Genomic DNA, 18,715 nt, shown 5'->3' with positions numbered 1-18,715 from the left:
TAGGACTCACGGCCATGAAAGCCCTCGCCCTCGTCGCCGCCCTGCTCCTGGCCGCCCTCCCCGCTCGGGCCGCCGTCCAGACCCAGCTACCGGTCGGGGTCGAGCCGGTGGCCTATGACCTGACGGTGACGCCGGACGCCAAGGCCCTGACCTTCAAGGGCCAGGTGAAGATCACCCTGACCACCGCCAAGCCGACCAACCGGCTGGTGCTGAACGCCGCCGACCTGAAGATTAGCACTGCGAGCCTGGACGGCACACCGGCCAAGGTGACCACCGATCCGGCGGCCCAGACCGCCACCTTCGCCCTGGCCCGGCCCCTGCCCGCTGGCCGCCACGTGCTGGCCGTGACCTATGCCGGCAAGATCAACGAGGGGCCCGCCGGCCTCTTCCACGTCGACTATGACGGCGGCCGGATGCTGATGACCCAGTTCGAGCCGGCCGACGCCCGGCGCTTCCTGCCGCTGTTCGACGAGCCGGCCAAGAAGGCGGTGTTCACGGTGAGCGCGGTGGTCCCGGCCGGCCAGATGGCGCTCTCCAACATGCCGGAGATCGGCAGCACGCCGCTGGCCGGCGGCCTGAAGACGGTTCGCTTCGCGCCCACCCCCAGGATGAGCTCCTACCTGCTGTTCTTCGGCCTGGGGGACCTGGAACGGATCAGCGCCCAGGTGGACGGGACCACGGTGGGCGTGGTCATGCGCCGGGGCGACACCGAGAATGGCCGCTACGCCCTGGAGGCCGCCACCAGGCTGCTGGCCTATTACAACGACTATTTCGGGGTGAAGTACCCCCTGCCCAAGCTGGACCTGATCGGGGCGCCCGGCGAGGCGGCGGGCGCCATGGAGAACTGGGGCGCCATCCTCTACACCCAGTCCTACATCGTGGTGGACCCCGAGCTCTCCACCGCCGCCGACCGCCAGACGGTGTTCAACGTGGTGGCCCACGAGATGGCCCACCAGTGGTTCGGCGACCTGGTGACCATGGCCTGGTGGGACGACCTATGGCTCAACGAGGGCTTCGCCAACTGGATGGCGGTGAAGGCCAGCGACCACTTCCACCCCGAGTGGCGGCCCCTGCTGACCGCCCAGGCCGACAAGGACGACGCGCTGAAGCTCGACTCCAAGGCCTCCACCCACCCGGTGGTGCAGACCATCAACACCGTGGCCCAGGCCGAGCAGGCCTTCGACGCCATCACCTACCAGAAGGGCGAGGCGGTGATCCGCATGCTGGAGGGCTATGCCGGCGAAGCCGCCTGGCGCGACGGGGTCCGCGCCTATATGGCCGCCCACGCCTATGGCAACACCGCGAGCCGCGACCTGTGGGCGGCGATCGACAAGGCCGCCGGCAAGCCCATCTCGGCCATCGCCCACGACTTCACCCTGCAGCCCGGCGTACCGCTGATCTCCCTCGCCTCCGGCTCGCCCCCGACCCTGAGCCAGGGACGTTTCGGCGCCGACGAGGCTTCCAAGGCCCCCCTCACCTGGCGCGTGCCGGTCCGCGCCGCCCCGGTGACCGGCCTGGGGAGCGCGATCATCTCCGGGGCCGCGCCCCAGACGATGGACGGCCTGGTCCTGCCCGCCGTGCTGAACGCCGGCCAGACCGGCTATTACCGCAGCCTCTACGACGCCAAGGCCTTCGCCCTGGTGGCGGGGCAGATGGGCCGCTGGGAGGCCGCCGACCAGATCGGCCTGCTGGACGACGGCATGGCGCTCGGCCTGGCCGGCTACGCGCCCATCGGCGACTACCTGCAACTGGCGGCCGCCCTGCCCGCCTCCGCCGATCCCCTGGTCTGGCGCAGGGCCGCGAACGGCCTGGCGGGGCTGGACGGCTACTTCGACGCGGGGCCGGGGCGGAACGCTTATCGCGCCTGGGTGCTGGCCCGTCTGGCGCCGGTGCTGGACCGGGTGGGCTTCGACGCCAAGGGCGGCGAGGCCGACAACGAGGCCATCCTGCGAGAGACCCTGCTCACCGCCCTGATCGCCCTGGACTCCCCCGCCGTCCTGGCCGAGGCGCGCCGGCGGTTCGAGGCCACCGGCCACGACCTGTCGAAGCTGGACGCCGGAGCGCGCAGCTGGGTGCTGCCCGGCGTCGCCGAAGGGGCGGACGGCGCCACCTTCGACACCCTGCGCGGCCTGGCGCGGACCAGCCGCGATCCGTTGGAGAAGCAGCAGCTCTACGAATTGCTGGCCGGGGTGCGGGACGCGGCCCTGGCCCAGAAGGTGCTGGACCTGGCGATCACCGACGAGCCACCCACCAATGTCGGTCCGCGCCTGATCGCCGGGGTTTCCAATGAGCACCCGGACCTGGCCTGGCGCTTCACCCTGGCCAACCTGCCCGCCATCTCCAAGGGCTTCGACGCCCTGCGGCGCAACAGCTTCGTGCCGGGGATCGCCGGGCGCTCAAAGGACGCCGCCCGCGCCGAGGAGCTGCTGGCCTTCGCCGCCGCCAACATCCCCGCCGACGCCCAGGGCGACACCAAGGTGGCCGTGGCCCGCATCCGCAACGGCGCCGAGATCAAGGCCAAGCGCGTTCCGGAGATCAGCGCCTGGATCGCGGCCCAGGGGCGGTAGGACCGCTCAGCCGAGCCCGAGCTGAGCCCAGATGGCGGTCGGGTCGAAATAGGGGCGTTCGGCGATGATCTTGTCGCTGTCCCTGGCGAACTCGAAGGCCGCGGCCATGCGGATGCGGAAGGCCTTGCCGGTCGCGGGATGATCCTTGCCCTGGATGCGGAGCGGACCCAGGTGGGTGCCCATCAGCCAGAACTCCACGAAGACCGTGTCGCCGTCCTGGTGCAGGGCGATGACCTCGTTGGACTGGTCGGGGAACGGAGTCCGCGAGCGGCGGAAATACTCCATCACCGCGGCGTCGCCCTCCATCACCGTGCCCTGGCCGTAGAGCTCGTAGCGGGGGACCACGAAGGTCTTCAGCACGGCGTCGAAGTCGAGCTCGGTCTCCAGCCGCATGTGGTCGCGGACGGTCTTCTCGCGGGCGGCGCGGAGGTCGGCGCTCATCGCCCCTGGACCGGGCGCTTCACCGTGATGCTGGGGGGCATCTTGGAGGCCACCTCCAGGCGCTGCATCTCGGCCACGGCGGTGGCGATCTTGTCCTCGCCCTCGGCCTGGTCGGCGGCGATGTTGCAGCCCACCAGGGCGTTGTCGCGGAAGATGGCCACCAGCAGGGGCAGCCCCTCGGAGGGCGGCGGATAGAGGACGCCGTGGATGCGGGGCGGCATGGACAGCTCCTACCTGTGGGTCTTGTCGTCGAGGACGGTGAGGTGGCGGACCGTCAAGTTCTCGATCTCGAGATGCTTGATGCGGCTGCGGCCGATGGCCAGCCGGCTCACCGCCAGGCGGCCGATGGTGAGCGCGCCCAGCGCCAGGAAACCGACGGCCAGGGCGCCCAGCGCCCCGGCCCCCACCGCGCCGGCCGGAAGGGCCTTGGGGGCTATCCGGGCGACGGGGGTTTCGGGCTCTTCGCTCACCGGTCCTTCTCCCGCTCGCCGATGGCGGCCTGGGCGGCGGCCAGGCGGGCGATCGGCACCCGGAAGGGCGAGCAGCTCACATAGTCCAGGCCGACCTTCTCGCAGAACTCGATGGAGGCCGGGTCGCCGCCGTGCTCGCCGCAGATGCCGAGCTTGATATCCGGGCGGGTCTTGCGGCCACGCTCCACGGCGATGCGGATCAGGTCGCCGACCCCCTCCTGGTCGAGGCTGACGAAGGGGTCCTTTTCGAAGATGCCCTTGTCGATATAGGCGCCCAGGAAGCGGCCCGAGTCATCGCGGCTGATGCCGAAGGTGGTCTGGGTCAGGTCGTTGGTGCCGAAGGAGAAGAACTCGGCGTGCTCGGCCAGGTCGTCGGCGCGGATGGCGGCGCGGGGCAGCTCCACCATGGTGCCGACGCGGTAGTCGATGGTGACGCCCTTCTCGGCCATCACCTGCTGGGCCACCCGGTCGGTGAGCTCGCGCAGGAACTTCATCTCCAGGCCCTTGGAGACCAGGGGGTGCATGATCTCCGGGATCGGCGCGGCCTTGCCCGAGGCGACCACCTCGATGGCGGCCTCCAGGATGGCGCGAACCTGCATCTCGTAGATCTCGGGATAGGCCACACCCAGGCGGCAGCCGCGGTGGCCGAGCATGGGATTGACCTCATGCAGCTCCTTGGCGCGGGCCAGCAGCTTGGCGGCGTCGAGGCCCGTGGCCTTGGAGACGGCCTCCACGTCCTCGGCGGTGTGGGGCAGGAACTCGTGCAGGGGCGGGTCCAGCAGTCGGAAGGTGACCGGCAGGCCCTCCATGATGGAGAACAGCTGGACGAAATCCTCGCGCTGCATGACCAGCATCTTGGCGAGCGCCGCCTCGCGGCCGGGGCGGTCGTCGGCCAGGATCATCTCGCGCACGGCGGCGATGCGCACGGCGTCGAAGAACATGTGCTCGGAGCGCACCAGGCCGATGCCCTCGGCCCCGAACTGGCGGGCGGCGGCGGCGTCGGCGGCGGTCTCGGCGTTGGCGCGGACCTTCAGGCGGCGGATGGCGTCGGCCCAGACCATCAGGGCGGCGAAGTCGCCGGTCAGCTCGGGCTCGATCATCTGGACGGCGCCGGCCAGGACCTCGCCCTTGGAGCCGTCGATGGTGATGATGTCGCCGGCCTTGAAGGTGCGGTTGCGGGCCCGGAAGGTCTGGGCCGCGTCGTCGATATAGAGCTCGCTGGCGCCGGAGACGCAGGGCCGGCCCATGCCGCGGGCCACCACGGCGGCGTGGCTGGTCATGCCGCCGCGGGCGGTGAGGATCGCCTTGGCCGCGTGCATGCCGTGGATGTCCTCCGGCGAAGTCTCCTCCCGCACCAGGATCACGTCCTCGCCGGCGCTGGCCAGGCGCTCGGCCTCGTCGGCGTCGAAGACCACCTTGCCGGTGGCGGCGCCGGGCGAGGCGGGCAGGCCCGAGGTGATGATGTCGCGGGGACTCTTGGGATCGATGGTCGGGTGCAGGAGCTGGTCGAGCGACCCGGGCTCGATGCGCATCACCGCCTCTTCCTTGGTGATCAGGCCCTCATTGGCCAGGTCCACCGCGACCTTGAGCGCCGCCTTGGCGGTGCGCTTGCCGTTGCGGGTCTGGAGCATGTAGAGGCGCCCCTTCTCCACGGTGAACTCGATGTCCTGCATGTCGCGATAGTGCTGTTCCAGCTTCTCGACGACGGACTTGAACTCCTTGAAGACGTCCGGGAGGGCTTCCTCCATGGAGGGCGACTTCTCCCCCATCTCCTCGCGGGCGGCCCGCGTCAGGGCCTGGGGCGTGCGGATGCCGGCCACCACGTCCTCGCCCTGGGCGTTGATCAGGAACTCGCCATAGAGGCGGGCCTCGCCGGTGGAGGGGTTGCGGGTGAAGGCCACGCCGGTGGCGCTGCTGTCGCCCATGTTGCCGAACACCATCGACTGGACGTTGACGGCGGTCCCCCAGCTTTCGGGGATGTCGTGCATGCGGCGGTAGAACTTCGCCCGGTCGTTCATCCAGCTGGCGAACACCGCACTGACCGCGCCCCAGAGCTGGGCCTCGGGATCCTGCGGGAAGGGATGGCCCAGCTCGCGCTCGACGGCGGCCTTGTAGGCGGAGACGACCTTCTCCCAGTCCTCGGCGCGCAGGGCGGTGTCGACGTGGACGTCGAGGCGCTCCTTATGCTCGTCGAGGATGTCCTCGAACATGTGGTGATCCAGGTCCAGCACCACGGCCGAGTACATCTGGATGAAGCGGCGATAGCTGTCGAAGGCGAAGCGGCGGTCGCCGGCCAGCTTGGCCAGGCCCTCCACCGTCTGGTCGTTGAGGCCCAGGTTCAGGACCGTGTCCATCATGCCCGGCATGGAGGCCCGGGCGCCGGAGCGCACCGAGACCAGCAGCGGGTTGGCGGCGTCGCCGAACACCTTGCCGGTGAGGACCTCGACCTTGGCCAGGCCGGCGGCCACCTGTTCCTTCAGGCCGTCGGGATAGCGCTTGTCGTTGGAATAGTAGTGGACGCAGGCTTCCGTCGTGATCGTGAAGCCCGGCGGCACCGGCAGGCCGAGGGAGGACATCTCGGCGAGATTGGCCCCCTTCCCGCCCAGCAGGTTCTTCATGGAGGCGTCGCCGTCGGCCCCGCCTCCGCCAAAGGAATAGACCCAGCGCGACTTCGTCAGCGTATCGGTCGACATCCTTGAGTCTCCTAACCCGTCACCAGAGAAAAGTCCGCGACGCGCCCCATGGCGTCACGCACCTGCGCCAATAGCCGCAGGCGGTTCTCACGTTCCGCCGCGACCTCAGAGTTCACTAATACCTTCTCGAAGAAGGCGTCCACGGGGGCGCGCAGTCCCGACAGGGCACGCATCGCACCCGCGAAATCTTCTTGCTGCAATGCACGCGCCACAGCGGGTTCCGCAAGGGAAATCGCCCCGATCAGGGCGGTCTCCTCGGGCGGCGCGCCGGCCATGCCGACCGCCGGCCCGACGGGCAAGGGCCCCTTCTTTTCCTCGGCCTTGAGGATATTGCCGGCGCGCTTCTCGCCCGCCAGCAGGTTCTTGCCGTCCTCGGTGGTGAGGAATCCGTCCAGGGCCTCAACCCTGGCCGCGATGCGCACCAGGTCGTCGTCGCCGAGCGCGAAGACCGCGTCCACCAGGTCGTGGCGCTTGCCCTGGTCGCGCAGGACCACCTTCAGGCGGTCGGCGAAGAAGGCCATGACCTCGTCGGCCACCACGCTGTAGGGCCGGAATTCGTAGATGACCTCGCCCTCCGGCGCCTCGCCGGCCGCGGCCGTGCGGTCGAAGCGGATGTCGAAGTCTTCCTGCGTCGCCACGACATAGGGCTTGCCCTCGAGAAGCGCGGCCTCGAATTCCTCGACATAGGTCTCGAAGACCTCCGAGGGGCTGCGCGACAGCGGGCCGAGATAGCCGGTGGTGCGCTTGGTGGAGACATAGAGGGCGCGGCCCGGATCGACGAAGCAGCGCAGGGAGCGGTACCAGTCGGCCACCAGCTCACGGATCGGGGCGCGGGCCTCCGAGCCCAGCAGGATGCGGATCACGCCCAGGGCCGCGCGGCGCAGGGCGTAGGGGTCGCGCGAACCCGTGGGCTTCTCGTTGATGGCGAAGAAGGCGGTCAGGGTGTCGAGCTTCTCGGCGAGCGCCACGGCCATGGTGACCGGGGTGTCGGGCGCCTCGTCATTGGCGCCCACCGGGCGGTAATGGTCGCGGATGGCGTCGGCGACGACGGCGCTGATCTTCTCCTCGCGGGCGTAGTAGCCGCCCATCAGGCCCTGCAGCTCGGGGAACTCGCCCACCATGCCCGTGCCGAGATCGGCCTTGGACAGGCGCGCGGCCAGGACCGCCTTGGGGACGTCGGCGCCGACCCGCGGGGCGATGGCCCCGGCCAGGATCTCCAGCCGCTCGACCCGCTCGTAGAGGCTGCCAAGCTTGGCGTGGAAGGTGACGCCCTTCAGCTTCTCCAGCCGGTCCTCCAGCTTGGTCTTGCGGTCCTCGTCCCAGAAGAAGCGGGCGTCCGACAGACGGGCCGACAGCACCTTGGCGTTGCCGGCGGCGATCACCTTGCCGCCGTCGGCGGCCTCGATATTGGCCACGGTCAGGAAGTGGGGCGCCAGCTTGCCGGTGGCCTCATTGCGGACCGCGAAATACTTCTGGTGGGTGCGCATGGAGGTGCGGATCACCTCCGGCGGCAGGTCCAGGAAGGCCGGGTCCATGTCGCCCAGCACGGGCGAGGGCCATTCGGCGAGGCCCGCCACCTCGTCCAGCAGGCCCTCGTCGTCCACCAGGTCGAGGTTGCGGGCGAAGCAGAGGGTGCGGGCCGCGTCCATGATGCGGTCCTTCCGCTCCTCGGGATCAAGGATCACGAAGTGCTTGGCCAGCTTCTCGGCGTACTCGTCGAAGTCGCGCACCTTGAAGGGCTGACCCGACCCCATGAAGCGGTGACCCTCGGTGATGTTCCCGCTCTCGATGCCGTCGATGGCGAAGGGCACCACCTCGCCGCCGAACACGCAGACGATGCGCTTGAGCGGCCGGACCCAGCGGAGGGTCCCGCGGCCCCAGGTCATGGATTTCGGCCAGGGGAAGTCGCGGACGATCTTGTCGACCATCTCGGCGACGATCTCCGGCGTCGGGCGGCCCTGGCGGTGGATGTGGGCGAACCAGACGCCGTCCTTCTCCACCAGCTGGTCGCGGGTCAGGCCGGTGGAGCGCAGGAAGCCGTCCATGGCCTGGTCGGGGGCGCCGACGCGGGGGCCCTTGCGGTCCTCGTGGCGGTCGCCCTGGGTCGCGGGCAGGCCCTCGGCCACCAGGGTCAGGCGGCGCGGACCGCCGAAGCTCTTCACCGCCTCGGGGATCAGGCCCTCGGCGGCCAGGTGCTCGCGGGCCAGGCGTTCGAAGTCGCGCGCGGCCTGGGCCTGCATGCGCGCGGGAATTTCCTCGGAGAACAGTTCGATCAGCAGCTGGGGCATGGTTCTACTTCGCGCCCTGCTCTGTCTGCGGCGGGCTTTCGCCCCCTTCGTTCTTCACCCAGGCCACGGCGCACATCTTGGTCAGGTCGCGGATGCGGCCGATATAGCTCTGGCGCTCGGCGACGGCGATGGCGCCGCGGGCATCCATCAGGTTGAACAGGTGGCTGGCCTTCAGCACGTGGTCGTAGGCCGGCAGGACGATGGCCTGGCCCTGGGGTCCGGTCATGGCCAGCAGGCGCGGGACCTGGATCTCCATGTCCTCGAACTGGCGCTTCAGGGTCTCCACGTCATAGCCGTGGAAGTTGGCCTCGGAATGCTGGCGCTCGTTCTCCAGGAAGACGTCGCCATAGGTCTTGGGCTCGGGGCCGTCGGGATCGTTGAAGGCCAGCTGGGTGAAGTGGTCCACCCCCTGGATGTACATGGCCAGGCGCTCCAGGCCGTAGGTCAGTTCGCCCGCCACCGGGGAGACGTCCAGGCCGCCCACCTGCTGCATGTAGGTGTACTGGCTGACCTCCATGCCGTCGCACCAGACCTCCCAGCCCAGGCCCCAGGCCCCGACCGTGGGGTTCTCCCAGTCGTCCTCGACGAAGCGGATGTCATGCAGTCGGGTGTCGAGGCCGATGGCCTCCAGGCTGCCCAGGTATAGGTCCTGCAGGTTGTCGGGGTTCGGCTTCAGGATCACCTGGTATTGATAGTAGTGCTGCAGCCGGTTGGGGTTCTCGCCATAGCGGCCGTCGCCGGGCCGCCGCGAGGGCTGGACATAGGCCGCCCGCCAGGACTTCGGGCCCAGGGCGCGCAGGACCGTGGCCGGGTGCAGGGTGCCCGCGCCGACCTCAACGTCGTGCGGCTGCAGAATCACGCAGCCCTGACGGCTCCAATAGTCGTGCAATTTCAGGATAAGGCCCTGAAATGAAAGCGGCTTGTCGGCGGGCATGGGGGCTGTTTCGCAGGCGCAAAAAAAGTCGGCGGACCATAGGGCCCGCCGACCTTGGCTTCAACCCACGTAGGGCTGTCTTTAGTTGCCCTTGGGCGCCGAGCGCTTCCCGGCGTTGGACAGGGGCTTGTACTTGGCGCGGTTCTCCGGGGTGTCGGCCACCGGGCCGTTGGTCACCGTGGTGGTGGTGAGCGTGGCCGAGGTGTCGGTGGTGGCGCCGGTGCTGGCCAGCGGCGTGGTGACGCTGGTGGAGGTCGAACCGTCGGCGGCGGTGTCCGTGGTGGTCACCGTGCCGGGGGCGGGATCGCCGGCCGGGGTGGTCATGGCCGGTTCGGCGGGCTGCGCCGGCTGGCTCATGGTCTGGGCGTGGGCGGCGCCGGCCATCAGGGTGGTGGCGGCGGCGGCGGCGAGAAGATGCTTGAGGGTCATGGTGGTGCTCCTGGTGGAAGGAATCCCGACGGCCGGAGGCCGCCGGGCGGCCCCGACTATTTCTGTTGCGGCTTCGGCATGACTTGGGTGGCCGGCGCCGTGGTGGGCGTCCCGGCGGTGGCCGAGGCCGGCTGGGCGCTGGCGGCGGCCGCCATGGCGCCCGGCGGCAGCAGCACCTTGTCCACCACGTGGAGGATGCCGTTGGAGGCCATGACGTCGGCCTGGACGATGTCGGCGTCGTTGACCTTCAGCGTCGCCCCACCCGTCAGCTCGACCGAGGGACCGGCCACGGTGGCGGCCTTGCGGCTGGCGCCCTTGAACTCCGAGGACGGCACCTTGGCGTTGATCACGTGATAGATCAGCACCTTCTGCAGCTGGGCCTTGTTCTCGGGCAGCATCAGCTTGTCCAGTTCGCCGGCCGGCAGGGCCGCGAAGGCCGCGTCCGTGGGGGCGAACACCGTCAGGTTCGGCGTGGTCTTCAGCAGGCCGGTGAGGTTGGTGGCCTCCGCCGCCTTCAGGAAGGTGGTGAACTGGCCGGAGGCCTGGGCCGTGGCGACGATGTCGCCGGCGGCGGCGACCTTGGGGGTCGCGCCGACCGCGGCCGGGGTCTCGGCCGGAGTCGTCGCCGCGGCCTTGGCCGGCGCGGCGGCGGCGGGGGGCGTCTTGGGCGGGGCGGTCTTGGCGGCGGGAGTCTGAGCCTGCGCGGCGCCGGCGATCAGGGCCAGGGCGGCGGTCGTGGTCAGGATGGTTTTCAGGGTCATACGGTCCTCATGACGGGGTTGAACGGAGCCCCCTCCGGCCGACGCGTCGAAAGCTCGGCCTGTCGGGCTGACAGCGCACGGCGCAGCCGGTGGTTGCTCCGATCACGGGGTCGTGAACGCCCCGCCCCGTCCCCCGGCAGACACCCCCGCGTCGCCGCCATGGCGTCCCTCGCGACCATTCCGGAGGCAGGTTGTGCGCACATTTTAAGCGCAGGCGGCCCCATCTGCTCAGTTCTTGGGCGCCTTTAGTCTTTTCCTTGATCAGAAGTTACCGCGCGCCCTGCGGGACCGCCGCGTCTCGGTAGCGTCGCCTTGCCGTCGGGGGGGCTGAACTCGCGACGGGCGGGAATTCACCACGGGCGTGCCGAGCTTAGAGGCTGCGCAGGAGCGAGCGGATGAAACTGATCATGGCGATCGTCAAACCCTTCAAGCTGGACGACGTGCGCGAAGCGCTCGTGGCCGCCGGCGTCGAAGGGCTGACGGTTTCGGAAGTTAAGGGCTACGGCCGGCAGAAGGGGCAGACGGAGATCTACCGGGGCGCTGAGTACCAGGTGAACTTCGTCCCCAAGGTGAAGCTGGAAGCTGTCGTGGACGACAGCGCCGCGGCCAAGGCCGTCGAGGCCGTCAAGGCCGCGGCCGCCACGGGCAAGATCGGCGACGGGAAGATCTTCGTCCTCAATGTCGAGGACGCGGTTCGCATTCGGACCGGCGAGTCCGGCACTGCGGCGCTCTAGAGCGCGGCGCGAACTCATCGGGACAAGGGGATAGACATGAGAACATTCGGAATGAAGCGGCTGGCGGGCCTGATGCTCGCCGCCACCCTGGCCGGGGCGCCCTTGGCGCTGCCCGCCTTCGCTCAGGACGCCGCGCCGCCCGCCGCCGAGGCCGCCGCGCCCGCGCCGGAAGCCGCCGCTCCGGCTCCGGAGGCCGCGCCGGCCGCCGAAGCTCCGGCCGCCGAGGCCGCCGCGCCGGCCAAGCCGCTGATGGCCCACCAGGTGAAGCTGGAGCTGGACGGCTCGGGCACCGCCTGGATCCTGACCTCCACGGCCCTGGTCCTGCTGATGACCATTCCCGGCCTGGCGCTGTTCTACGGCGGCATGGTGCGGCGCAAGAACGTCATCGCCACGGTGGCCCAGTCCTTCGCCGTCACCTGCGTGGTGACGATCGTCTGGATGGCGATCACCTACGGCATGGCCTTCGGGGTCAACCCGGACGAGACCCTGAACAAGTACATCGGCTCCTTCGACGTGCTGTTCCTCAACGGGGTCACCACCGAGACGGCCTTCTCGGCCGCCAAAGGCCTGCCGGAGATGCTGTGGATCGTCTATCAGATGACCTTCGCCATCATCACCCCGGCCCTGATCGCCGGCGCCTTCGCCGAGCGCATGAAGTTCTCGGCCCTCCTGCTCTTCACCACCCTGTGGGCGATCTTCGTCTACGCGCCCATCTGTCACTGGGTCTGGGGCGGCGGCTGGCTCTCGGGCGCGGGCGTCCTCGACTTCGCGGGCGGCACCGTGGTTCACATCAATGCGGGCGTCGCCGGCCTGATGTGCGCCCTCGTGCTCGGCAAGCGTAAGGGCTACGGCTCCGAGAACATGGCCCCGCACAACCTGGTCTTCACCATGATCGGCGCGAGCCTGCTGTGGGTGGGCTGGTTCGGCTTCAACGCCGGTTCGGAATGGGCCGCCGACGGCATCGCCTCGGCCGCCATGCTGAACACCCAAGTCGCCACCGCCGCGGCCGCCCTGGCCTGGATGGTCGTGGAGTGGGTCGAGCGCAAGAAGCCCGGCATGCTGGGCATGGCCTCGGGCGCGGTGGCCGGTCTGGTCGCCATCACCCCGGCCGCCGGCTTCGTGAACCCGCAGGGCGCCCTGATCATCGGCGTCATCGGCGGCGGCGCGGCATATGTCGGCGCGGTCTGGCTCAAGCGCCTGCTGAAGTACGACGACAGCCTGGACGCCTTCGGCGTGCACGGGATCGCTGGCATCGCCGGCGCCCTGCTCACCGGCGCCCTGGCCGACCCGGCCATCAACAGCCTGGGCGAAGGCGCCTCGGTGGCCAAGCAGATGCTGGGCATCGGCGCGACCATCGCCTGGTCGGGCATCGCCACCCTGGTCATCCTGTTCATCTGCAAGTTCACCACCGGCCTGCGTGTCTCGGAAGAGGGCGAAGTCGAGGGTCTGGACCTGTCGCTGCACGGCGAAGCCCTGCACGAATAGTTCGAACCACACCCAGCGTTGGGAACGGGGGTCCTTCGGGGCCCCCGTTTTCGTTTGGGGGTCAGGCTTGGCGGGCGCGCCAGTCGACGCGGGTCAGGGCGTACTCCACCTCGCCGTGCTCGGAGCCCGGCAGGGGGTCGTCCCAGTCCACATGGAAGGTGCGCTGATAGGCCAGACCGGCCTTCTCCATCACCCGGCGCGAGGCGGTGTTCACCGCCATGGTCTGGGCCCAGACGCGGGTGAGCCCCATCTCGCCGAACCCCAGGTCCACCAGGGCGCGGGCCGCCTCGCCGGCGTAGCCTTGTCCCCAGGCGGACCGGACCAGGCGATAGCCCAGCTCCGCCTCACCGCCTTCGGGCCGCAGCGACCCCCAGCCCAGGAAGGCGTCGCTCTCGAAGATCAGCCAGGTCCGGCGGGCCAGCAGCTCGGGCAGGCTCCGGGTCTCGACGACCTCGCGGCTCTCCCCGGTTCCGGTGATGAAGGCCATAACCCGCGGGTCGCCGTGCAGGGCGACCAGGTGTTCAAGATCGTCGGGCGTCAGCGGCCGCAGACTCAGCCGCGCGGTCTGCACAGGCCCTAGTCCCAGGGGCCGCCGAGGCGGCAGCGCTGGACCCACCAGTCGGGCTTCATGGCCATGATCCGCTCGGCCAGGGTCTCGGCCTCCACCTCGCTCTGGCACAGGGCGAAGCAGGTGGCGCCGGAGCCGGACATGCGGGCGATCAGGGCCTCGGGTTCGTCGGCGAGGGTGGCGAGCACGTCGCCGATGGCCGGAGCCAGGGCCACGGCCGGCGCCTCCAGGTCGTTGCGGGTGGAGGTCAGCCAGCCGGCCAGCTCCTCGACGCTCTCGAAGGCCTCGGGCATGGGGGGCGGCTCGACCTCCCCGAACGCCCCGCCCGCGTCGTAGCGACGGTAGACCTCCGGGGTGGAGACCGTGACCCCGGGATTGACCAGCACCGCCTCGAGGATCGGCAGTCCGGGCGCGGGGGCCAGCCGCTCACCGCGACCCTCCGCCAGGACCGGACGGCCCCACAGGCAGGCCGCGCCGTCGGCGCCGAGGCCGGCGGCCACCGCCTCGAGTTCGGCGTCTCCCAGGCGGGGGCTCACCTGCTCGCGCATCAGCCGCAGGGCCGCGCCGGCGTCACTGGACCCGCCGCCGAGGCCGGCCGCCACCGGCAGGCGCTTGTCGAGGACGAAGGCGTGGGGCGCCTGCGGGCCCTTGGCCGTGGCCAGCAGGGCGCGGGCGGCGCGGAGCACCAGGTTGTCCCCCTCCCCCGCCAACTGGGCGCCGAAGGGACCGCGGACCTTGAGGTCGAGGGCGTCCGCGGCCTGCAGCATCACCCGGTCGCCGGCGTCGGCGAAGACCATCAGGGAGCAGAGCGGATGATAGCCGTCGTCGCCCGGCGCGCCGACGTGCAGGAACAGGTTGATCTTGGCCGGCGCCAGGGTGTCGGCGGCCACGGGCCTACTGCCCGGCGACGCGGGCCGCCTGAGCCGGACCGCTGGGGCCGAGGCCGGAGGCGAGCTTGGCCTCGACCTCGGTCTTCATCTTGGCCTCGGGATCGAGGGTCAGGACCCGCTTCCACTGGAACTCCGCCTCGGCGCGGCGGCCGACGCGCCAGTAGGCGTCGCCGAGGTGGTTGTTGATGTCGGGGTCGCCGGCTTCCAGCTCGACGGCCTCCTCCAGCTTCTCGACCGCCTTCTTGTAGTCGCCGAGCCGGTAATAGGCCCAGCCCAGGCTGTCGATCATGGCGCCCGACTTCGGGTTGGAGGCCACCGCCCGCTGGACCATGGCCAGGGCCTCGGGCAGGTGTTCGCCGCGGTCGATCCAGGAATAGCCGAGATAGTTCAAGAGCTCGCTGTCGTCGGGGCGCAGCTTGAGGGCGGCGCGCAGGTCGGCCTCGCCGTCGGCCCAGCGGCCGGCGCGGTCGTTGGCCACGCCGCGGGCGTACATCAGCCGCCAGTCGCCGGGACGGGCGGCGATCACCTCGGTGAGGATCTGGGACGACTCGGCGAACTTCTCATTGACCCGCAGCAGGTCGGCCAGGGTCACCTTGGCGTCCAGGTCGCCGGAGGCGGCGGCCTCGCGGGCCATGGCGAGCGCCGTCGCGCTGTCCTTGGCGTTCTGATAGCTCCAGGCCAGCTTGGAGCGGGCCGCGGCGTATTCCGGCGAGCCGGGCTTGGGCTTGGCGTAGGCGGCGCGGGCGGCGTCGATGTCGCCGGCGGTCTCCATCAGGTCGCCCACCATCAGCCAGGCTTCGTTGCGGTTGGGGTCCAGCCGCAGGGCCAGGCGCAGATAGACGAGGCCCAGCTGCTCCTGCTTGGCGGCCATCATGCTGGCGGCCGGCGCCATCAGGGCCTGGGCGGCGCCCTGGCGCAGGGTGGGGGCCGGCGGGGGCGCCTTGCCGGACGCGGCGCGGGCCTTGGCGGCCAGCAGCACGCTGTTGGCGGGCTCGTCGGCGAGACCCTTGTCATAGACGGCCACGGCGTCCAGGCGCTTGCCCCGGCGCTCCAGGAAGCCGCCATAGGCCAGCAGCACCATGTCGCCGGGATTGTCGCCGGCGGTCAGCGCCTTGAAGTCGGTCTCGGCCTCGTCGTAGCGCTTGGCGCGCTCATAGAGGAAGGCCTGGCCCAGGAGGCCGAAATATTCCACGACCTTGTCGTTGCGCAGCTCGGGGCGGGTGACCGCCCCGTCGGCGTTTCCGGCCATGGCGGCGGCCCAGGGGGCCAGCAGGGCCGCGGCCCCCTTGTGCGGGAAGCCCATGCCCTCGGGCGCCAGCAGGGCCTGGGCGGGCTTGCCCTGGCCCTGGGCGAGGGCCTCGACGGCCTGGACCATGCGGCCCAGACGCTTGGAGGATTCCGAGGCCCCGTCGCCGGTGGGCGCCAGCGCGGCGGCCTTGCTGATGTCGCCGGCCATGACCGCGGCGGTGAAGGCCCGCTCGGAGATCAGGTCGTCGTCGGCGCCGCCGGCCTGGGCCTGCTCGAAATAGGCCGCGGCCTCCGCGCCCCGGCCATCGTTCAGAGCGCCCTGACCCGCCAGGAACAGGCCATAGGACGAGCCGCCCAGGTCATCGAGACTGGCGAGATCGTCCGCCGGCTTGGTGGCGCAGGCGGCCAGGAGGACAAGGGGGGCGACGCAGGCGAGCAGTTTACGCATGGGGTCGAACCTCACCGCTTTCCTTGCCCGCCGCAAGCGTGGCCACGGGCCACGCGCCCATTTGCCCTACATGTTCGGGTAGTTGGGGCCGTCGCCGCCCTGGGGCGTGGTCCAGTTGATGTTCTGCGACGGGTCCTTGATGTCGCAGGTCTTGCAGTGGACGCAGTTCTGGAAGTTGATCTGGAACTTCGGGTTCTGGCCGGCCTCGTCGTACAGCACCTCGTAGACGCCCGCCGGGCAGTAGAGACGCGCGGGCTCGCCGAAGCGGGGCAGGTTCACCTCGATCGGAACCGTGGGGTCCTTCAGCTTCAGGTGGGCCGGCTGGTTCTCATCGTGGTTGGTGGCCGACAGGAAGACGCTGGAGAGCTTGTCGAAGCTGAACTCGTTGTCCGGCTTCGGATAGACGATCGGCTGGTAGTCCTTGGCCAGGCCGGTGGACTGGGCGTCGCTCTTGCCGTGCTTCAGGGTGCCCCAGGGCGACCAGCCGCCGAAGAGCGTGGCGATCATGGCGTCGACCCCGCCCAGGACCAGGCCCGGGATGGTGCCGAACTTCGACCACAGCGGCTTGAAGTTGCGGACGTTCCACAGCTCCTTGTGGATCGAGGACGTCTTGTAGGCCTCTTCGTACGAGGTCAGGGCGTCACCCGAACGGCCCTCGGAGATGGCGGCGAAGGCGGCCTCGGCGGCCAGGATGCCGCTCTTGACCGCGTTGTGGCTGCCCTTGATGCGCGGGACATTGACCATGCCGGCCGAGCAGCCCAGCAGCACGCCGCCGGGGAAGTAGAGCTGCGGCAGGGATTGCGAGCCGCCCTCGGTGATGGCGCGGGCGCCATAGGAGATGCGCTTGCCGCCTTCGAGATAGCCGCGGATCGAGGGGTGGGTCTTGAAGCGCTGGAACTCGTCGAAGGGCGAGAGCCAGGGGTTCTTGTAGTTCAGGTGCAGCACGAAGCCGATGGCCACGTAGTTGTCCCCGAAGTGGTACATGAAGGAGCCGCCGCCGGTGGCGTTGTCCAGCGGCCAGCCGAAGGTGTGCTGGGTCAGACCGGCCTCGAAGGCCTCATCCGGAACCTGCCACAACTCCTTGATGCCGATGCCGAATTTCTGGGGCTCGCGGCCCTCGGTGAGGCCGAACTTGGCCTGCAGCTGCTTGGCGAGCGAGCCGCGGACGCCCTCGCCGATGAAGGTGTACTTGGCGTGCAGCTCGATGCCGGGCTGGTAGTCGGGGCCGGGCTGGCCGTCCTTGCCGACGCCGAACACGCCGGCGACGACGCCCTTCACGGAGCCGTCCTCGTTATAGACCACCTCGGAGGCGGCCATGCCGGGATAGATCTCGACGCCGAGGCTCTCGGCGTGCTGGCCCAGCCAGCGGCAGACATTGCCGAGGGAGGCGATGTAGTTGCCGTGGTTCAGCATCCACTTGGGGAAGGGCGCCCAGCTGATGTCCAGCTCGCCCTGCGGGCCGAGCATGACGAACTTGTCGCGGGTGACCTGGGTCTCAAGCGGAACCCCCAGCTCCTTCCAGTTGGGCAGCAGCTCGTTGATGCCACTGGGGTCGATCACCGCGCCCGACAGGATGTGGGCGCCGACCTCGGAGCCCTTTTCCAGGACCGCGACGGTGATTTCCGTCCCGGCCTTCTCGGCGAGCTGCTTGAGGCGGATGGCGGCCGCCAGGCCCGAGGGGCCGGCGCCGACGATCACGACGTCGTACTCCATGGCCTCGCGTTCGATGACGTCGCTCATGATCCCCATGCTCCGCTGGGCCGTGCGCCAGGGGTTCCCCTCCCTTGTCCCGCACGGCGTTGATCCGTTGGGCGACTTATCTGAAGCTTATCGTTCGGCGGTCAAGGGTGAACTCCGCCGCAGGAACGATTACAAGGCCCCATGACCCCCGTCCCGCGCGACCTCAACGCCGAAAGCCTGCTCGCCTTCTGGGCCGAGGCCGGCGTGGACGCCATGCTGCTGGACGAGCCCTTCGACCGCATCGAGGCGGGCAAGTTCGTGCCGCCCAAGCCACCGGAGCGGATCGTGGCCGCGCCGCCGCCCGCCCAGGGCGCGGCCAGGGCCAGCCCCGATGTCGCCGCCGCGGTGGCCGAGGCCCGGCGCCTGGCGGCCGCGGCCCCAGACCTGGAAGCCCTGAAGGCCGCCATCGAGGCCTTCGACGGCTGTCCGCTGAAATTCGAGGGCGCCGCGCGCCAGTCGGTCTTCTATCGCGGCGCGACCGACGCCCCCCTGATGGTGATCGGCGAGGGCCCCGGCCAGGAAGAGGACATCCAGGGCGCGCCCTTCGTCGGCCGGGCGGGGCAGTTGCTGGACAAGATGTTCGCCGCCGCCGGCCTCACCGACCGGGTGTTCATCACCAACTCGGTGTTCTGGCGTCCGCCCGGCAACCGCAATCCGACGGTGGGGGAGCAGATGGTCTGCGCCCCCTTCCTGGAGCGGGCCATCGAACTGCTGGCGCCCAGGATGCTGCTGCTGGTGGGCGGGCCGTCGGCCAAGTCGATGCTGAAGCGGGAGGAAGGCATCCTCTCCCTGCGCGGCCGCTGGTTCGAATGGAAGTCGGCGGACGGGTCCATCGAGCTGCCGGCCATGCCCACCCTGCACCCGGCCTTCCTGCTGCGGCAGCCGGGGGCGAAAAAGAAGGCGTGGAGTGACCTGCTGACGCTCACCGAGCGACTCAACCGGCCCGAACGTCCTTAACAAAACCCTTCGTGCGCGAACCCGCTTTCCCTTTCCGCATAAGGGCTTTAAAGGTCGCCGGT

Annotated in this window: 16 protein-coding genes; 4 read left to right on the top strand and 12 right to left on the bottom strand. The window is 70.1% G+C overall.

Annotated features, from left to right (window positions below; translation table 11 throughout):
* Nucleotides 1-14 precede the first annotated feature (14 nt).
* Nucleotides 15-2,567, top strand: coding sequence for a M1 family metallopeptidase (locus AC1RN5_RS06120; RefSeq protein WP_493040368.1), 2,553 nt, complete (start codon nucleotides 15-17; stop codon nucleotides 2,565-2,567).
* Between the two features lie 6 nt (nucleotides 2,568-2,573).
* Here the strand turns inward: AC1RN5_RS06120 and AC1RN5_RS06115 are convergent, their stop codons facing one another.
* The 8 genes from AC1RN5_RS06115 to AC1RN5_RS06080 form a co-directional block, all read right to left on the bottom strand.
* On the bottom strand, nucleotides 2,574-3,008 hold the full coding sequence (locus AC1RN5_RS06115) for an ester cyclase (protein ID WP_493040367.1): 435 nt from the start codon (nucleotides 3,006-3,008) through the stop codon (nucleotides 2,574-2,576).
* A complete protein-coding gene (locus AC1RN5_RS06110; RefSeq protein WP_493040366.1) occupies nucleotides 3,005-3,229 on the bottom strand; it encodes a hypothetical protein in 225 nt (74 codons plus the stop codon). Before AC1RN5_RS06110 ends, AC1RN5_RS06115 begins: the two co-directional genes overlap by 4 nt.
* Nucleotides 3,230-3,238: 9 nt before the next feature.
* The gene (locus AC1RN5_RS06105) at nucleotides 3,239-3,478 is read right to left on the bottom strand and encodes a hypothetical protein (protein WP_493040365.1); all 240 of its coding nucleotides are present in this window, start codon (nucleotides 3,476-3,478) and stop codon (nucleotides 3,239-3,241) included.
* Nucleotides 3,475-6,171, bottom strand: a complete 2,697-nt coding sequence (gene ppdK, locus AC1RN5_RS06100; RefSeq protein WP_493040364.1) for a pyruvate, phosphate dikinase — start codon at nucleotides 6,169-6,171, stop codon at nucleotides 3,475-3,477. Before ppdK ends, AC1RN5_RS06105 begins: the two co-directional genes overlap by 4 nt.
* Before the next feature lie 11 nt (nucleotides 6,172-6,182).
* Nucleotides 6,183-8,459 (bottom strand): glycine--tRNA ligase subunit beta, encoded by a 2,277-nt coding sequence (glyS, locus tag AC1RN5_RS06095; RefSeq protein WP_493040363.1) that lies wholly within the window; start codon nucleotides 8,457-8,459, stop codon nucleotides 6,183-6,185.
* Between the two features lie 4 nt (nucleotides 8,460-8,463).
* Entirely contained in the window at nucleotides 8,464-9,393 is a 930-nt protein-coding gene (locus AC1RN5_RS06090) for a glycine--tRNA ligase subunit alpha (protein WP_493040362.1), read from the bottom strand.
* Nucleotides 9,394-9,474: 81 nt separating this feature from the next.
* Nucleotides 9,475-9,822 carry a hypothetical protein gene (locus AC1RN5_RS06085; RefSeq protein ID WP_493040361.1) on the bottom strand — a complete coding sequence of 116 codons (348 nt, stop codon included), beginning with the start codon at nucleotides 9,820-9,822 and terminating at the stop codon, nucleotides 9,475-9,477.
* A gap of 56 nt (nucleotides 9,823-9,878) precedes the next feature.
* The gene (locus tag AC1RN5_RS06080) at nucleotides 9,879-10,583 is read right to left on the bottom strand and encodes a fasciclin domain-containing protein (protein ID WP_493040360.1); all 705 of its coding nucleotides are present in this window, start codon (nucleotides 10,581-10,583) and stop codon (nucleotides 9,879-9,881) included.
* Between the two features lie 395 nt (nucleotides 10,584-10,978).
* On the opposite strand from AC1RN5_RS06080, the gene AC1RN5_RS06075 reads away from it, so the two are divergent.
* Together AC1RN5_RS06075 and AC1RN5_RS06070 are read left to right on the top strand one after the other, a co-directional pair.
* Nucleotides 10,979-11,317, top strand: coding sequence for a P-II family nitrogen regulator (locus tag AC1RN5_RS06075; RefSeq protein ID WP_215339866.1), 339 nt, complete (start codon nucleotides 10,979-10,981; stop codon nucleotides 11,315-11,317).
* Between the two features lie 36 nt (nucleotides 11,318-11,353).
* Nucleotides 11,354-12,802 (top strand): ammonium transporter, encoded by a 1,449-nt coding sequence (locus tag AC1RN5_RS06070; protein WP_493040359.1) that lies wholly within the window; start codon nucleotides 11,354-11,356, stop codon nucleotides 12,800-12,802.
* Between the two features lie 61 nt (nucleotides 12,803-12,863).
* On the opposite strand, the gene AC1RN5_RS06065 is transcribed toward AC1RN5_RS06070, so the two are convergent.
* The 4 genes from AC1RN5_RS06065 to AC1RN5_RS06050 form a co-directional block, all read right to left on the bottom strand.
* Nucleotides 12,864-13,373 (bottom strand): GNAT family N-acetyltransferase, encoded by a 510-nt coding sequence (locus AC1RN5_RS06065; protein ID WP_493040358.1) that lies wholly within the window; start codon nucleotides 13,371-13,373, stop codon nucleotides 12,864-12,866.
* 5 nt (nucleotides 13,374-13,378) lie between these two features.
* Entirely contained in the window at nucleotides 13,379-14,260 is an 882-nt protein-coding gene (locus AC1RN5_RS06060) for a 4-(cytidine 5'-diphospho)-2-C-methyl-D-erythritol kinase (RefSeq protein ID WP_493040357.1), read from the bottom strand.
* A gap of 4 nt (nucleotides 14,261-14,264) precedes the next feature.
* Nucleotides 14,265-15,956 (bottom strand): tetratricopeptide repeat protein, encoded by a 1,692-nt coding sequence (locus AC1RN5_RS06055; RefSeq protein WP_493040356.1) that lies wholly within the window; start codon nucleotides 15,954-15,956, stop codon nucleotides 14,265-14,267.
* A 66-nt stretch (nucleotides 15,957-16,022) separates the two neighbouring features.
* Complete coding sequence (locus AC1RN5_RS06050; protein WP_493040355.1) at nucleotides 16,023-17,696, bottom strand: electron transfer flavoprotein-ubiquinone oxidoreductase; 1,674 nt, start codon at nucleotides 17,694-17,696, stop codon at nucleotides 16,023-16,025.
* A gap of 141 nt (nucleotides 17,697-17,837) precedes the next feature.
* On the opposite strand from AC1RN5_RS06050, the gene AC1RN5_RS06045 reads away from it, so the two are divergent.
* Complete coding sequence (locus tag AC1RN5_RS06045) at nucleotides 17,838-18,653, top strand: uracil-DNA glycosylase (protein ID WP_493040354.1); 816 nt, start codon at nucleotides 17,838-17,840, stop codon at nucleotides 18,651-18,653.
* The last annotated feature ends 62 nt before the right edge of the window (nucleotides 18,654-18,715 follow it).

This window comes from Phenylobacterium sp. GW821-FHT12F10 (assembly GCF_058806695.1).
The sequence above is the reverse complement of the archived record's forward strand: the minus strand, read 5'-3'. Positions and strand labels throughout refer to the sequence as shown.

Coding starts and splice junctions, on each gene's coding strand:
- AC1RN5_RS06120 (WP_493040368.1), top strand. CDS start 15: ATGAAAGCCCTCGCCCTCGTCGCCGCCCTGCTCCTGGCCGCCCTCCCC.
- AC1RN5_RS06115 (WP_493040367.1), bottom strand. CDS start 3,008: ATGAGCGCCGACCTCCGCGCCGCCCGCGAGAAGACCGTCCGCGACCAC.
- AC1RN5_RS06110 (WP_493040366.1), bottom strand. CDS start 3,229: ATGCCGCCCCGCATCCACGGCGTCCTCTATCCGCCGCCCTCCGAGGGG.
- ppdK (WP_493040364.1), bottom strand. CDS start 6,171: ATGTCGACCGATACGCTGACGAAGTCGCGCTGGGTCTATTCCTTTGGC.
- glyS (WP_493040363.1), bottom strand. CDS start 8,459: ATGCCCCAGCTGCTGATCGAACTGTTCTCCGAGGAAATTCCCGCGCGC.
- AC1RN5_RS06090 (WP_493040362.1), bottom strand. CDS start 9,393: ATGCCCGCCGACAAGCCGCTTTCATTTCAGGGCCTTATCCTGAAATTG.
- AC1RN5_RS06085 (WP_493040361.1), bottom strand. CDS start 9,822: ATGACCCTCAAGCATCTTCTCGCCGCCGCCGCCGCCACCACCCTGATG.
- AC1RN5_RS06080 (WP_493040360.1), bottom strand. CDS start 10,583: ATGACCCTGAAAACCATCCTGACCACGACCGCCGCCCTGGCCCTGATC.
- AC1RN5_RS06075 (WP_215339866.1), top strand. CDS start 10,979: ATGAAACTGATCATGGCGATCGTCAAACCCTTCAAGCTGGACGACGTG.
- AC1RN5_RS06070 (WP_493040359.1), top strand. CDS start 11,354: ATGAGAACATTCGGAATGAAGCGGCTGGCGGGCCTGATGCTCGCCGCC.
- AC1RN5_RS06055 (WP_493040356.1), bottom strand. CDS start 15,956: ATGCGTAAACTGCTCGCCTGCGTCGCCCCCCTTGTCCTCCTGGCCGCC.
- AC1RN5_RS06050 (WP_493040355.1), bottom strand. CDS start 17,696: ATGAGCGACGTCATCGAACGCGAGGCCATGGAGTACGACGTCGTGATC.
- AC1RN5_RS06045 (WP_493040354.1), top strand. CDS start 17,838: ATGACCCCCGTCCCGCGCGACCTCAACGCCGAAAGCCTGCTCGCCTTC.